Below are 13924 nucleotides of genomic sequence, written 5' to 3' on the forward strand. Positions count from 1 at the left end.
GAAGGGAGGAATCGCGGCAGGAAGGTTGACGAAGGAGCCACGGAATCGAAGCCCGCCCGCCGGCCCACGGGAGCGGGAACCTTCCCAGTACGGCCGTGCTCCCGAAAGGGCACCAGGATGACGCAGCGGACCTACTACACCACAGGCGAGCGCATCAAGCTTCTACGCGGCGAGCACGGCAACATCGGCGTCTACTACCAGGCGCCGCAGCCCCAGGCTCAGTGGATCGGGCGGATCATCGCGGTCAGCCGGGGCGAGTTCGGAGAGGGCTGTTGGGCGTTGAACGCCTGGTAGCCCCAGGTCTCGTAGAGCCGCTGGACTTTGCCGTCCCCGGCGAGCGGGTTGACCAGAAGGGTGACACGGCCCTCAACGCGGCGGCGCAGCAGGTCGTCGTGGATCCGGCGTGCGGCTCCCGTGCCGCGCCAGCGGGTCCGGACGCCGATTTCCTTGATGGCCAGAGCCGGGGCCTCGGCGTAGCCGTCCGGAAGGGGCTCGGTCATGCGCTTCCAGTACCGGTCGCCCGCCTCGATCGTGTTGCCGTAGGCGTAGCCGACCGGTACCTCTCCGTCGTAGCCGAGGACGAGCGCGAAGCCGGGCTCGGTGGCATGCCGGTCGAGGCGTTCGGAGAACACCTCGACGCGGTAGTTCGGCAGGTGCAGCAGGGGGGCCCGCACATCGGCGTACACGTCCAGCAGGTCCTGCCGGGCCTCGGGGGGCAGGGTGGTGTGGTGGCGGAGTTCGACGGTCACGCGGTGGTCCTCCAGCTGTTGTGGGCGTATGCCTCCCAGGTGCGGTCTGGGCCACTGCCGCTGGCCAGCGTGTGCAGCGAGGTGCCGAAGGCGGCCAGCATCCGGGTGACGCGGGGGTGTGCGAAGTCGTCGGCCGGGACGGACATGGCGGTGGCGACCGCGGGCTCGAAATCGCCCTGCCCGAGCTGGGCGCGGGCAAGCCGGACGGTGGTGATCGCTCGGGACCTCTGCATGGTGTCGCGCCGCCGGACGATGCTGCGGTGCGCGTGTGCTTCCGCGTCCTCCCAGTTCCCGGCTGCGAGGTGGGCGGCGAGGGCGAGTGAGTCGAGTTCGGACTGGTCGTAGAAGGCGGTGATCCACACCGGTCGGGAGACCTCAAGGTCGGCTCGGTTGAGGGCGTCCTGTGCGTGCCCGATGGACCGGCGGACCGCATTGGAGTCCCCGGTCAGGCCGTGGATCGCTGCGTGGCGGGCGTGTCCGAGAGAGGCGAACAGCGGGTCGCGTCGGGCGATCGGTAGGCTGCGGGCGACCGCATTGGCGGCGAGCGCGTCGCCTGTCTGCCCGAGGTGCCGGTACAGGCTTCCCGCGTGGGACCAGATGCGGAACTGGATGCCGGAGTCGCCGGACATCGCCGCGAGGGTGGCAGCCTTCTGGTGGTGTTCGAGGGCTGCGTCGAAGCGGCGGCCGTCGATCGCGGCCCACATCGCCGAGGACATGAACGATGCCGCGCAGGCGTACAGCTGGGCCCGAACCCGCTGGGTCGCGGTGCCGTTCTTCTGCAGGTCGAGGGCTTCCTCGGCGAGCGCGGTCGCCCTGGTCTCGATGCTGAGCCGACCGCCGTGGCGGTGGTCGCTGGCGATGACCTCGGCGAAGCGGGCCTGCAGTCTCCGCACGTCACCGACGCCGATCCGACCACTCGATGCCACGGCAGGGGGGCTCACGAGCAGGGTCACGGCCGCGCCTCCGGCCGCCGCTATGAAGTCGCGTCGCCTCACGTCGTCCTCCGTCGTGGTGCGGGCCCGCCCAGTCGGGACGAAGCCGAGGTCTTCGGGCGTACATGCGAATACTGCCCTGAGTGCGAGGCGGATCTTCACCGGCGGCCACCGGGTCGCGCCGGTCAGCCAGTTGTGCACCGTGCGCTCTGACACGGAGCCGAGCTTCCCCGTGAGGGTCCTGATCTCGGCGTTCACTTCGCGTGCCAACTCGGCCTTGGTCATGCGGCGTTCGGACATCCGGAGGCGGAGCGGGACATTGGCCAGCATGAGGTCAACGTAGTCGTGCTGCCACGCGCCGTGCATGCGGCCAGGCAATGGGACGGTCAAGTTTTCCGGTCGGAATGCGACCAGAATGCCATCAACTTTGCCTCACTGTAAGGCTTGTGACTGTCGTTCACTGATCGCACGTCGCCCGCACCGGGCGGCCCCCCGGCGCAGGATCCCGCCCCGTGGACGGCCCTGCGCCGGCCCGGTCTCCAACTTTGGAGAAGCAGCATGATGCACTCCCCGGCCCGGTATCGGCGCCGCATCGCCCGCCGTCCGAGGACAGCCGTTGTCCAGGCTGACTCCTTCTGCAACCTGAACTGCACCTACTGCTACCTGCCCGACCGTGATCGGCGGGCACCGATGTCGGTCGCGATCGCCGAGGCGGTGGCCCGTTCCGTCGCCGAGTTCGCCTGGCCTCGCTGATCCGACACCGGCCCGTGCGTGCTGTTCCGCTGCCCGTGGTGGTGGCAGCGCCGCGTCCGATCCCCATTCACGTAGGAGAGCTCCATGGCTGCTGCGCCGCCGCAAAGCCCCCATCCGGTCACGCCTCGGCTGCCGACCGGCCCGACCTTCGACCAGGAGCTGTGCCGGCTCGTGCTCGACACTGCACCCCGCCTGTTCGCCGTCGTGCAGGTTTGGGGCGAGGGTCTCCCGGACGTCGATGGGTGGGTCGCGGCCTGGGGGGTCGCCGACCACAGCGGGCGAGCGCACGTCATCAGCATCGACGGGCAGGCGCGATTGACCCTCACGTCTCCTGACCGGGCCTTACGCCACTTCGCCGGGCGGCCGGGGATCACTGCGCGGCTGGTCTGGCTCGCACAGCCGAGTGCAGCAGCAGTGGATCGGACCGAAGTCGCCTGACCTTGACGTGCTGGCGCGAGGGGCTACACGGCCCGCGGACTCCTCGCCGACCTCCTCTCCCGCCCCGGGGCAGAGGAGGCAGCCACAGGCGCCGCGAGAGTCCGAACCGCCCTGCGCTCCGCCATGACCGGTGGTCGGTCTGCACGCTTCGCCCACTGAGACACGCTGTCCCAGCGGTCGGACTGACTCCGGTAGGACGGGCCCTCTCGCTTCCGGCGAGGAATCGCCCTGCCCCGCCCTCGCCGAGCGCCGTCTGGCCGGGCGGCGCTCGGCGAGGTCCGGGGTGGGCACCCGCCGAGAGGCGGGTGGGGGGTGGATGGTGGGGAACGGCGGTGGACCTGCTCACCGAAACAGATGACGCGCGGGTGTTCACCTGGCGGTGGGTGAAGAGGAAACGCCGCTGCCCGGGGCTCCTGTGGGAGTCCCGGGCAGCGGCGTTCGGTGTTCGTGGGGGTCAGGCCGTGTGCTTGGGCTTGCGGGCGACGGCCACGGCCAGGGCGGCGCAGAGGACGGCGGCGACGGTGGCGAAGCCGCTGACGGCGGGCAGGAGGCCGTACTGCTGGACGAGGGCGCCGACGGCGATGATGGGGGCGGAGCTGCCGAGGTAGACGATGATCCACAGGGCGCTCAGCTCGGAGCCGCGGCGTTCCGGGTTCATGGCCGCGACGGCGCTGGTGAACAGGGAGCGGAAGGCCACGCCCTGGCAGATGCCGCCGAGGACGCTGCCGATGAACAGCAGTGCCGGGGTGCCGGTGTACCCGGCGGCGACGACCAGGCCGAGGCCGGTGGCCAGGCCGGTCATGCCGAGGGCGATCACCGTACGGTCGGCGGTCGGCGGGACGACGAGCTGGGCGGCGGCCGAGGAGCCGAGCAGCAGGGCGGCCACGATCGCGCCGGTCAGGTGCGAGGGCGTGTGCAGCAGCTTGGCCGAGAAGGCCGGGGCGAGGGCCAGGTAGACGCCGAAGACGCCGTACGAGATGAAGCCGGCGCCGGCGGCGAGCAGGAACTCGCGGCGGCCGGTGCGCGGCAGCCGCAGGCGCTGCGGGCGCAGGTGGGCCGGGGTGGTGATCCGGGGCGGGGAGGCCGGCGGGCGGTTGCGGCCGGGCATCCGGGGGTGGACCAGCGCCAGCGGCACGCAGAGCGCGAGGAGCGCGATGGCGTGCAGCAGGAACGGCGTGAGCAGCGGGTCGGCGCCGTCGGCCAGCAGGGAGCCGACGATGGGGCCGAGCGCGACGCCGCCGGCGGAGCAGGCCAGGGTGAGCTTGGCGGCCAGTGTCGGGTGGTCGGGCAGCAGGTCGCCGAGGGCGGCCCCGGCGGCGCCGGTGGACAGGCCCACGGCGATGCCCTGGACCGCCCGGCCGGCGGCGAGCTGCCAGAAGCTGCCGGAGGTGGCGAAGACGACGTCGCCGGCGGCGGCCAGGGCGACGGCGGGCAGGATCAGGGCCCGCCGGCCGAGGTGGTCGGACCAGTGGCCGACGACGGCCAGCACCGGGACCAGCGCGAAGACGTAGATCGTGAAGAGGATCGTGGTGTCGAGCGGGCCGAGTCCGAGGCGCTGCTGGAGGAGCGGGTAGATCGGCGTCGCCAGGTTGGCACCGATCAGCATCAGCAGCAGGGCGGCGGCCACCAGGCCGACGCGGACTCCGCGCATCGCGTTCCAGCGGCTGATCGCGGAGAGCTGGAGCTGGGCGCGCGGCGCGAGCTCCAGGGGAAGCAGGGCCTCCGACAGTCGGCGTCCGTCGAGCTGCGCGGTGCGCAGGCCGGAGCCGGCGGGGGAGAGGTCCGCCATGTGAGGGGTCTCCTGTGGCAGGGCACCACCGGGGTCGGCGGGGTATGCCGGCGCGCCCGTCCTGAGGCGCTGTGGTGGTGGCCGCGGTGCGGGGCTCCCTGGTGGAGCGGATGAGCTGAGAGAGGGGGCTTCGTTGCCCGGCGGCCCGCGCGGGGTGTGCACGGTACCAATGCGAAGGATAAGGGGTGGGCGCGTGGATGCGGCGCGCGCCCCTGCGTGCGCCCCTTGCGGCCGGGCATCGGGGGTGCCACACCTATACGCTGAGGTGGTAGATCGGTACGCGGAGCTGTTTGGGCTGACCGCTGGCTGAGGGAGAGCGCAAACGATGGCCGGACGACGTCGGAAGAACGCCGGGGCTACAGGGGGAGAGGGAGCTGCCGAGGCGGTCCTTCCCGCCGACATGGAGCTGCAGGACCTCTACGGGGCGTTCGCCGCGCACGGTCTGGACGACGAGGACCTGGACGACGCGGCCGTCCTGGTGCCGCCCGTCAAGCTGCCCGCCGAGGAGGAGCTGGCCGAGCAGGCGAAGGCCGTCCCGATGTTCGGGTACGCGCTGACGCTGGCCCGCTGGGCGGCCCCGCACCGGGCGGTGGACGAGTTCGGCGACCTGGTCGAGGAGGACCGCGCCCCCGCCGCGCGGCTGCTGGGCCTGGCCCCGGCCGAGGGCGAGGTGCCGGAGGAGGCCGAGGTCGAGGCGCTGCGCGCCTGGTCGCTGGCCTGCGACCTGGACCTGGTGGAGCTCGGCACGACCGCGGAGGGCGAGCACGTCGCCGTCCCCGGGCCGGACCTGGAGCCCGCCGAGCAGGGCGATCCGGAGACCGTCCTGGAGCTGTGGCTGACCGCCGCCGGGATCGTCCGGGAGCTGGCGGTGGAGGCGGACTCGATGCCGGAGGAGGGCACCGAGGAGGCGACGGCCGAGGAGGACGAGGACGGCCTGAACGAGGTCGAGGAGGCCCGGGACGAGGCCGCCGAGCTGCTGGACGAGGCGCTGCAGGTGCTCTACGAGACCACCGCCTTCGCCGACCCCGGCAACGAGACCGTGCCGCTGGGCGTGCTGGCCGCGCTGCTGGTGGTGCCGGAGGGCGAGGAGCCGAGCGAGGAGCTGCTGGGCGACATCACCGACGTGATGGTCGCGCTGGACCCGATGCTGGGCGACCTGGCCGAGCTGGGCCTGCTGGAGTACCGCCCGATCGACCCGGAGCTGTTCGACGAGGAGGAGGGCGAGGAGCCCGCCGTCGTCGGCGAGGAGCCGCTGGACGAGGAGGAGTCGGCCCGCTTCGGCCTGGTCCGACTCACCCCGCTCGGCCAGTACGGCATCCGGCAGTGGCTGCTGGAGGACGGCTACGACGCGCCGCTGGTCGGCGAGCTGGCCCAGGGCGACGCGGCCGAGCTGCTGCGCGCGGTGTGCGAGTCGGCCAACGTGCTGCCGGAGGAGGAGCTGCGGGTGTGGACCGCCGGCCGGGAGCCGGTGGCGGCGGCGCGCGAGCTGCTCGCGGCGGCGCGCGGCGACGACGCGTACGGGCCGCTGCGGCGGATGCTCTGCGTCTCCGCGCTCGACCTGCTGGGGGCGGGCGCCGAACCGGCCGTCCGGGAGGTGCTGGACGACCCGGAGCTGGGCGGTGCGGCGCGGGCCTGGCTGACCGCGCAGGGCGCGACGGACGTGCCGGTGCCGACCCGGGCGATGACGCTGTGGACGGTGGTCGACACCTTCGCCGCCCAGCTGCTGGACAGCGGCGGTGACGCCGCGCTGCTGCGCGAACTGGTCGCCGACCTGCCGGTGAAGGGCGATACGGCGACCTGGTTCGGCGAGCTGTGGCGGGTCGACCACCCGTACACGGCGGACGTCCTGGAGGCGATCGGGGAACTGCACCTGGACCGGGCGGTGGCCAAGGAGGCGCGCAAGGCGGCCTTCAAAGCCCGTTCGAGGAACTGAGGGGGCCCGGAGCGGACCCGGGGGTCTACTCCGGGAGGTCCAGCGAGCCGTCCTCGGTGAAGGGGAAGAACGGGTTGTGGGCCAGCTCCCAGAGGTGGCCGTCCGGGTCCTCGAAGTAGCCGGAGTAGCCGCCCCAGCTCGTCGGGACCGGCGCCTTGACCACCACGGCGCCGGCCTCGACGGCCGTCCTCATCGCGGCGTCCACCAGCGCGGGGGACTCCAGGTTCACCGCGAGGGTGACGCCGCGGAAGGACGGCTCGCCGGCGGCGGGGATGCCCGCGTCGGCCGCCAGCTCGTCGGTGGGGAAGAGACCGAGCGCCGAGTCGGCGGTGCGGAACCAGACGATCTCCGGGCTGGAGGCGGTGGAGCGCCGCCAGCCGAGGCCTTCGTAGAAGCGGGCGCTGCGGTCGAGGTCGGAGACGCCGAGGGTGACGATGCTGATCCTGGCGGGGAAGCCGTCCGGCGCCGGGCCGGCGCCCGCGGTGGTGCTGCTCTGTGCGGTCATGCGGCCAGGTTAGGGAGGACGGCTGACAACCGGGTGCCCTGACACGGCCACCACCCCCGTCCGGCAGTCGGGCTGATGACCCGGCAGCTGCGGGCACGTAAGGTGGCGTCAGCGGTGCGGGCGCGAGGAGTCGGGGGTGCGGCACAGGATGGTGCGGGAGAGCGGCGGCAGGCCCCAGGAGTGGAACACCGGGCCCTCGGGCCGCGCCCCGGTCCCGGACCGGTCGGGCCCGGAGGGCCGCTTCGCCGACCAGGAGGACTTCTCCCGCCGGACCCTCGCCGCGGTCGACTTCCCGGTGTACGGCGTGGCCTCCGGCCCGGGCCGCACCGGCGAGGCACTGGCCGCCTTCGAGACCTCCGGCGGCGTGCTGCGCTGGGTCGAGGTGCTGTGCGGCGACTGGCGTTCGGCGGCGGGCCCGTACGTGACGGTGCGGACGTACCGCCCGGGCGCCGAGCGGTGCGAGCCGCTGCCCGAGCTGGAGGACGTCGTCGAGGACGAACGGGACCGCGTCTACGAGCAGTTGGGCGTCGACGAGGGCGACGGGCCGGGCCGGGTACGGGCGCTGCGCGCGTGGATCACGGTCGACGGCGAGCCGCGCGCCGTGGAGGTGCACGAGGACCGGCCGGTGCTGCGGCCGGGGGCCGCGGCGGCCGAGGGGCCCGGGGCGGTGTGGGCCGGGCGGCTGCGGATCGGCGGGCTGACCGTGACGGTCTGCGGGCGCGGGGTGGACCCGGGCGGGGTGGAGCTCGGCGGGATCGGCGACTTCGAGCGGTACCTGAGCGGACGCACCGACCTGCTGCGCGACCTCGCCTCCCGGCGGGCCCGGTACGTGCCGGTCGAGGAGCGCGAACTGCCGCCCGTCGTCGGGCTGGAGGCGCACCGGTCGCTGATCGCGCAGAGCATCGCCGAGACCGCCGCGATCGAGGCACAGGTCCGGGCCGGGCGCACGCCGCGGCTGCCGCGCGGGCTGCGCGGGGACGCCTGCGCGGTGCGCTGGGAGGCGGCGGTGCGCCAGCAGATGCGGCTGGCCACCGAGACCCGGGAGGAGGCCGCGGCGGCGGTGACCTCGATGGTCAACCACCTCAACCGGCTGTCCCGGCAGACGCACTGGCTGGTGGGCACGGCGGAGGGGGAGGCGGCCGTCGAGGAGGTCGTCCGGTACACGGTGTTCGCGAGCGAGGTGGCGAGCCTGCCCGCGCAGCGGGCCTGGGCGCAGCTGTGGCGGGAGCGGCCCGCCGGGGGAGGGGCCGGGGTGTGGGAGGAGCACCGGCTGGCCGAGCAGCTGTGGCTGGCGGCCTGGGAGCAGTGGCGGGCGGCGCGTCGCTGAGCCCGGCGGGCCGGGGCCGGGAGTGCGGAAGCCGGGTCGGGAGTGCCGTGGCAGCCGGGTCGGGAGTGCCGTCCGACCGGGGCCGGGAGTGCCGTGACGGCGGGCGGCTTCTGACGATGCCTTGGCAAAGCGGAGGTCATGTGAAGGTCATCGGTCGGCAAATGGCCGCCCGGATGTGAGGTGGGCGTCATGCCGGGTTCACCCGCCCGGCGGAGCCTGCTGGTCGTCGGCATCCCGCCCCGACGCCCGCTCATCCTTCAGGAGTTGCTGCCATGTCGCTGTCCCGCCGGGACTTCGTCAACCGTTCCACCCTCGTCGGGGCCGGCGTGCTGATCGCCGGCAGCGCCGAGGCCCTGGCCAGCGCCCCCGGTGCGATCGCCGCCCCGGCCGGCGGCGAGGCTCCGGTCGCGGCCGCCGCCGGGACCAACGCGGCCGGTGGCACCGCCGTCGGCTACGGTCCGCTGGCGCAGGACCCGGCCGGACTGCTGTCCCTGCCGAAGGGCTTCTCGTACAAGGTCCTGAACCGGGCCGGCGTCACCAAGCTGCGCACCGGCGAGTTCACCCCGAGCAACCACGACGGCACCTCCGCCTTCGAGGACGAGCACGGCGGCAACTTCATGGTCGTCAACCACGAGCTCTCCGGCGCCCGCGCCAACTGGCCGCACCCGGTGCCGCTGACCGAGGGCCACGTCTACGACCCGGGCGCGGCCGGCGGCTGCACCATCGTGCACGCCAAGCGGGACGGCTCGGTCGAGCAGTGGGTCGGCATCGCCGGCACCGCCACCAACTGCGCGGGCGGCGTGACCCCGTGGGGCACCTGGCTGTCCGGCGAGGAGACCGAGGACAAGGCCGGCAAGAACGGCTTCACCAAGGACCACGGCTACATCTTCGAGGTCGACCCGTTCGACGACGACTACAACCGGGACCCGCAGCCGGTGAAGGCCTTCGGCCGCTACGCGCACGAGGCCGTCGTCGTGGACCCGAAGCGCGGCCAGGTCTACCTGACCGAGGACGCCTCGAACCCGAACGGCCTGCTGTTCCGCTGGACCCCGCCGGCCGGTTTCAAGCACGGCCGCTACCAGCTGCGCAAGCTGGCCGCCGACGCCGGTCTGCTGGAGGCCTTCAAGGTCTTCGACGCGCAGGGCAAGTTCGTCGACGACCTCTCCCGCGCCACCAAGGTCGGCACCACCTACGGCGTGGACTGGGTCAAGGTCCAGGACCGCGACGCCGCGACCGTCTCCGTCCGCAAGCAGTTCAAGGACGGCGAGGTCACCCGCGCCCGCAAGCTGGAGGGCATGTGGTGGGGTGACGGCGGCTTCTACTTCGTCTCCAGCTTCGCCCGCTCGGAGAGCCCGCTGCAGCACGACGGCCAGGTGTGGTTCTACAACCCGGCCCGCCGCACCATCACCCTGAAGGTCCTGCTGGGCGTCAACACCGACGTCTGGGGCGACCACGACAACTTCGACGGCCCGGACAACATCACCGTCTCGCCGTACGGCGGCATCGTGATCTGCGAGGACGGCGAGGGCGTCTCGCACCTGTTCGGCGCCACCGAGGACGGTCTGGTCTACCCGATCGCCCGCAACGAGCTGAACATCGGCACCGCCGAGAAGCCCGAGTTCAGCGAGTTCACCGGGGTGACCTTCTCGGACGACGGCAAGACCCTGTTCGCCAACATCCAGACCCCGGGCATCCAGCTGGCCATCACCGGCCCGTGGCGCCGGCTGAACGAGCACAAGCGCGGCCAGGGCTACGGCGAGTGACGCACCGTCCGTCCTGACCCCGTCGGCTGCCCGTGGACTACTCGTCCGCGGGCAGCCGCAGTTGCAGCATCGCCAGCAGCCGCTGCTGCGGCTGGGCGAGGTCGATGCCGGTCAACTGCTCGGCGCGGCGCACCCGGTAGCGCAGGGTGTTGGGGTGGATGTGCAGGGCGTCCGCGGCCACCCGGACCTCGCCGAGCGCGTCCAGCCAGGCCAGCACCGACTCGGCCAGCCGGGTGCCGTGCCGGCGGTCGTACTCGGTGAGCGCGGTGAGCCGCGGGTCGCGCAGGCCGGTGCGCTCCTGCAGCAGCGCGACCATCTCGCTGACCAGTACCTCCGCCTGGACGTCGATCAGTGCCGCGACGTCGAGGTCCACGCCGCCGCGGCCCATCGCGTCCAGGATGCGGTCCGCCTGCGCGCGGGAGTCGGGCACCCGGGCCAGGCCGTCGACGGTCGCGCCGATCGCCGCGCGCAGCGTGACACCGAGGTGCTCCCGGGCCGCCGTGACCACCTCGGAGGCCCAGCCGCGCACGGTCGTCATCGGCAGGCCCGGCGGCAGCTCGGGCAGCAGCACGTACACCCGGGACTCGATCGGGGCGAGCAGCGCGGTGCGGTGCCGGGCGGCGGTGTGCACCGAGATCAGGCCGGTGACGTCGGAGCGGTGCAGCGCCTCGGTGGTGTGCGCGCCGTACGCCAGCACGGTGGCCGGGCGGCGCAGGTCCAGGCCGAGGTGGGTGGCGAGGGACTGGGGGCCGGTGGAGCCCTCCAGCAGCCCGGTGAGCAGCGTCTGGGTCAGCCGGACGTCGGCGGACAGCTCCCGGCGGCGGCGCACCAGCTGGGCGGCCGCGACGCGGGCGGCGCCGACCAGCGCCTGCTCGGCCAGCGGGGCCAGCGGCTGCGCGCCCTCCTGCACCCAGATGGTGCCGAGCGGCTGCGCCCCGGCCCGGATGCCGACGGCCAGGCGGCGGCGCAGGCCGAGCTCGGGGTGCGGCTCGACCGCGATCGGGGCGTCCGAGCTGCGCAGGTGCTGGAAGATGCCCCACTCGCGGAGCTTGGACAGGTACGGCTCCGGGCCCTGCCAGCCGAGGATGGAGAGCCGGCGCAGGTCGTCGACCTCGTCGGAGTCGGAGGAGCGGGAGTAGGCCAGCACCCGGCTTGAGGTGTCCTCGATGGAGACGATGCCGTTGGTGAGCACGGCGACGGTCTGGGCGAGGGAGAAGAGGTCGCCCGCGTTGGGCTCGGGGGAGCCGGGCGCGTCCGGCGCGTCCGGGCCGGCGATGATCGCCCGGGCCAGCGAGTCGAGGTGCTCCCAGCGAGTCTCCCGGCGCACCGAGAGCAGGGCCACGCCCGCGTCGGTGGCGGCCTCGCGCAGCGCGTCGGCCTGGCCGGGGCCGTCCAGCTTGACCGCGACGGCGGCCGCGCCGGCCCGGCCGGCCGCGCGCAGGGCGGGGAGGGCGGCGCGGCCGCGGGCGCCGATCGCGAGGACGAGTTCGCCGGGGGCGGCGGTCGGCGGGTCCTCCGGGTCGAGGATCGCGACGTCGCGCACCGGGACGTCCAGGCCCAGCGGGGCGGCCTGCAGTTCGACCAGGGGTTCGCCGAGGGACATCAGCAGTTGACGGAGCGGCAGGCCGGGTGTGCTCACTCAGGCCTCCTTCATCCGCTCGGACAATGCCGTGTGGTTGATTTTAGCCGGACGGACAGAGTCGTGGTTCGTCGATCCTGAATAGTTGACTCTGACTATCCGAGAATGGATAGTCAGTACTGACCAAGTGATGAGGAACGTTCTCATGGCGAAGCGACGCAAGGTGTCGAACCCGCTGGCCCTCGCGGTCCTGGCCGAACTCGGAGCCGAGCCGATGCACCCGTACGAGATGGGGCGACGGCTCAAGGAGCACGGCAAGGACCGCAACATCAAGTACAACCGCAGCTCGCTCTACATGGTCGTGGAGCAACTGCGGAAGGCCGGGTTCGTCGCCGAGCAGGAGACCGTCCGCGACACCCAGCGGCCGGAGCGCACCGTCTACGCCCTCACCCCCGAGGGCCAGACGGAGCTCCTCGACTGGATGCGCGAATGGATCGCCGAACCGCAGGAGGAGTACCCGGCCTTCGGGGTCGCCCTCTGCCTGCTCGTGGTGCTCCCGACCGAGGAGTCGGCCGACCTGCTCGGCCGACGGCTGGAGGCGCTGGACGCGCGGATCGACGACTCGCGCGCCCAGCTGCGCAAGGCCGTCGAGATGGACGTCCACCCGATGTTCGTCGTCGAGGAGGAGTACGCCCTCGCGTTGCTGGAGGCCGAGCGCCGCTACACCGAGAACCTCATCGGACAGATCGGGGAGCCGGACTTCAACCGGACCCTGCAGGAATTCATGAGGAGCCTGGAATGAGCACCACCGGCACCACTGGCACCACCAGCACCACCGGCAATACAGGGACCACCCTGAAGGCGCTGGTCATCGGCGGCGGCATCGCCGGACCGGTGATGGCGCTGGCACTGCGCAAGGCCGGCATCGAGCCGGTCGTCTTCGAGGCGTACGGCAGCTCCGCCGAGGGCGTCGGCGGCACCTTCATGATCGCCCCCAACGGGCTCGGCGCCCTGGCCCTCGTCGGCCTGGAGGAGGAGGTCGGCCGGATCGGGCAACCCGTCGGGCCGATGGTGATCGAGGACGGCAAGGGCGGCGTGCTGGCCGAGTTCTCCGGCCTCGCCGACCTGCCGCGCGGCCGGCTGATGCGCCGCGCCGAGCTCTACGAGGTGCTGCAGCGGCGGCTGCAGGAGACCGGCGTCGAGGTGCACTGGGGCAAGCGGCTGGTCGGCGCCGAGGAGGGCGCCGACGGGGTCACCGCCCGGTTCGCCGACGGCAGCACCGCCACCGGCGACCTGCTGATCGGCACCGACGGCACCCGCTCCACCGTCCGCACCCTGATCGACCCGGCCGCGCCCGCCGCGCAGTACACCGGACTGCTCGGCGTCGGCGGCTACAGCTCCCACCGGCTGCCCGGCCGGGCCGGACGCGGCGAGTCCGTCCACTTCGCCAACGGCGCCCGCGCCTTCTTCGGCTACTGGGGCCTGGCCGACGGCAGCGGCACCGCCTGGTTCAGCAACATCCCGCAGCCCGAACCGCTGGCCCCCGAGGAGGCCCGGGCCGTCAACATGGCGGAGTGGCTGCGCCGCTGCCGCGAGCTGCACTCCGACGACGTGCCCGCCCGCGAGGTGCTGCGGATGGCGAACGTGGAGACCATGGACGTGTTCCCCCGGCTGGAGATCATGCCGTCCGTGCCGCGCTGGTACCGCGGCCGGATGGTCCTCGTCGGGGACTCGGTGCACGCCCCGTCCAACAGCTCGGGCCAGGGCGTCTCGCTGGCCGTCGAGAGCGCCGTCGAACTCGCCCGCTGCCTGCGCGACCTGCCCGACCACACCGCCGCCTTCGCCGCGTACGAGGCGCTGCGCCGGCCCCGGGTCGAGAAGATCGCCGCCGACGCGGCCCGCACCAACAGCCAGAAGTCCTCCGGGCCGGTCGGGCGGATGATGTTCCGGCTGGTCGCGCCGATCGCGATGCGGACCTTCATGAGCCCCGAGAAGATGCTCCGGCCGGTGCACGGCTACCGGATCGACTGGGACCGCCGGGTGGCCCCGGTCGCCCTGGACGGCACGGGTGCGGGCGCGACGGGCCGTCACGGGCGGGGCAAGCGCGCGGCCTGACGGTCGGGCGCGGTGCGCGAGCGCGTCGGGAGCCGTGATGG

12 protein-coding genes are annotated in these 13924 nt (G+C 73.2%); 7 read left to right on the plus strand and 5 right to left on the minus strand.

The window, feature by feature from the left end; all coding sequences use genetic code 11:
* Positions 1-218: 218 nt before the first annotated feature.
* Both ACIRST_RS23235 and ACIRST_RS23240 read right to left on the minus strand, forming a co-directional pair.
* Positions 219-749 carry a GNAT family N-acetyltransferase gene (locus tag ACIRST_RS23235; RefSeq protein WP_402804032.1) on the minus strand — a complete coding sequence of 177 codons (531 nt, stop codon included), beginning with the start codon at positions 747-749 and terminating at the stop codon, positions 219-221.
* Positions 746-2047, minus strand: a complete 1302-nt coding sequence (locus tag ACIRST_RS23240) for a helix-turn-helix domain-containing protein (RefSeq protein WP_402804033.1) — start codon at positions 2045-2047, stop codon at positions 746-748. Before ACIRST_RS23240 ends, ACIRST_RS23235 begins: the two co-directional genes overlap by 4 nt.
* A 192-nt stretch (positions 2048-2239) precedes the next feature.
* Here ACIRST_RS23240 and ACIRST_RS23245 point away from each other — a divergent pair, with 192 nt between their 5' ends.
* Both ACIRST_RS23245 and ACIRST_RS23250 read left to right on the plus strand, forming a co-directional pair.
* Positions 2240-2434, plus strand: a complete 195-nt coding sequence (locus ACIRST_RS23245) for a hypothetical protein (RefSeq protein WP_402804035.1) — start codon at positions 2240-2242, stop codon at positions 2432-2434.
* A gap of 84 nt (positions 2435-2518) precedes the next feature.
* On the plus strand, positions 2519-2872 hold the full coding sequence (locus tag ACIRST_RS23250; protein ID WP_402804037.1) for a hypothetical protein: 354 nt from the start codon (positions 2519-2521) through the stop codon (positions 2870-2872).
* A 454-nt stretch (positions 2873-3326) separates the two neighbouring features.
* Here the strand turns inward: ACIRST_RS23250 and ACIRST_RS23255 are convergent, their stop codons facing one another.
* On the minus strand, positions 3327-4661 hold the full coding sequence (locus ACIRST_RS23255) for an MFS transporter (protein ID WP_402804039.1): 1335 nt from the start codon (positions 4659-4661) through the stop codon (positions 3327-3329).
* Between the two features lie 400 nt (positions 4662-5061).
* Here ACIRST_RS23255 and ACIRST_RS23260 point away from each other — a divergent pair, with 400 nt between their 5' ends.
* On the plus strand, positions 5062-6594 hold the full coding sequence (locus tag ACIRST_RS23260; protein WP_350521365.1) for a hypothetical protein: 1533 nt from the start codon (positions 5062-5064) through the stop codon (positions 6592-6594).
* A 25-nt stretch (positions 6595-6619) separates the two neighbouring features.
* Here the strand turns inward: ACIRST_RS23260 and ACIRST_RS23265 are convergent, their stop codons facing one another.
* Positions 6620-7099 carry a VOC family protein gene (locus ACIRST_RS23265; protein ID WP_350521364.1) on the minus strand — a complete coding sequence of 160 codons (480 nt, stop codon included), beginning with the start codon at positions 7097-7099 and terminating at the stop codon, positions 6620-6622.
* 136 nt (positions 7100-7235) lie between these two features.
* Here ACIRST_RS23265 and ACIRST_RS23270 point away from each other — a divergent pair, with 136 nt between their 5' ends.
* Both ACIRST_RS23270 and ACIRST_RS23275 read left to right on the plus strand, forming a co-directional pair.
* Positions 7236-8426, plus strand: coding sequence for a hypothetical protein (locus ACIRST_RS23270; RefSeq protein ID WP_350521363.1), 1191 nt, complete (start codon positions 7236-7238; stop codon positions 8424-8426).
* A gap of 272 nt (positions 8427-8698) precedes the next feature.
* Entirely contained in the window at positions 8699-10189 is a 1491-nt protein-coding gene (locus ACIRST_RS23275) for an alkaline phosphatase PhoX (protein WP_402804042.1), read from the plus strand.
* A gap of 37 nt (positions 10190-10226) precedes the next feature.
* Here the strand turns inward: ACIRST_RS23275 and ACIRST_RS23280 are convergent, their stop codons facing one another.
* Entirely contained in the window at positions 10227-11828 is a 1602-nt protein-coding gene (locus ACIRST_RS23280) for a PucR family transcriptional regulator (RefSeq protein WP_402804044.1), read from the minus strand.
* 145 nt (positions 11829-11973) lie between these two features.
* On the opposite strand from ACIRST_RS23280, the gene ACIRST_RS23285 reads away from it, so the two are divergent.
* The gene (locus ACIRST_RS23285) at positions 11974-12570 is read left to right on the plus strand and encodes a PadR family transcriptional regulator (protein ID WP_350521360.1); all 597 of its coding nucleotides are present in this window, start codon (positions 11974-11976) and stop codon (positions 12568-12570) included.
* On the plus strand, positions 12567-13883 hold the full coding sequence (locus ACIRST_RS23290; RefSeq protein WP_402804046.1) for an FAD-dependent oxidoreductase: 1317 nt from the start codon (positions 12567-12569) through the stop codon (positions 13881-13883). Before ACIRST_RS23285 ends, ACIRST_RS23290 begins: the two co-directional genes overlap by 4 nt.
* Positions 13884-13924 lie beyond the last annotated feature (41 nt).

The sequence above is a fragment of the Kitasatospora sp. NPDC101447 genome, assembly GCF_044767225.1.
Lineage (GTDB): Bacteria > Actinomycetota > Actinomycetes > Streptomycetales > Streptomycetaceae > Kitasatospora.